At 70.0% G+C, this 827-nt stretch carries 1 protein-coding gene; it reads left to right on the top strand.

The window, feature by feature from the left end; all coding sequences use genetic code 11:
- Positions 1–797: IS3 family transposase (locus ABGB16_RS33855; protein WP_347672118.1), on the top strand; the 797-nt coding region annotated here is incomplete at its 5' end.
- Between the last annotated feature and the right edge of the window lie 30 nt (positions 798–827).

Below are 827 nucleotides of genomic sequence, written 5' to 3'. Positions count from 1 at the left end.
TCTACAAGTGGCGTGACCGGCGGCCCACCGCACGGCAGACCCGCCGCGATGCGCTCGACGAGGCGATCCGGGCAGCGTTCGACGCCTCCGGCGGCACCTACGGCTCCCCGCGGGTGACCCAGGACCTGCACGCCGACGGGTGGCAGGTGTCGGTCAACACCGTCGCGGCCCGCATGGCGCAGCTGGGTCTGGCCGGACGCACCCCGCGCCGCCGACGCGGCCTCACCAAGCAGGGCAAACGGCCGGTGGCACCGGACCGGGTCCGGCGGCAGTTCACCGCCGTCGCACCGGACGTGTTGTGGTGCGGCGACATCACCGAGATCGTTACCGACGAGGGCAAGCTGTACCTGGCCACGGTGATCGATCTGCACTCCCGCCGGCTGCTCGGCTACGCCATGGGCGACCGGCACGACGCCGACCTGACCCAGGCCACCCTGAGCATGGCCGCCGCGACCCGCGGCGGCACCGTGGACGGAGTGATCTTCCACAGCGACCGCGGCAGCGAGTACACCGCCGCCGACTACGCCACCGCCTGCCGCCGGCTGGGTGTCCTGCAATCGATGGGCCGGGTCGGCTGTGCCCTGGACAACGCCGCCGCGGAGGCGTTCAACTCCACCATCAAGGTCGAGTACATCCACCGGCAGCGGTTCCGCACCCGCGCCGAAGCCCGACTCAAGATCGCCACCTGGATCGTCGATTTCTACAACACCCGCCGACGCCACAGCGCCTGCGACGGCATGTCACCCATCGACTACGAACGCTTCATCGCCCAAGCCCGCCTGGCTCAGGCAGCTTAAACAGCCCTCCACGCTTTCAGGGGATTGACA

Source organism: Micromonospora sp. B11E3 (assembly GCF_039871625.1).
Classification (GTDB): Bacteria; Actinomycetota; Actinomycetes; order Mycobacteriales; family Micromonosporaceae; genus Micromonospora.
The sequence above is the reverse complement of the archived record's forward strand: the minus strand, read 5'-3'. Positions and strand labels throughout refer to the sequence as shown.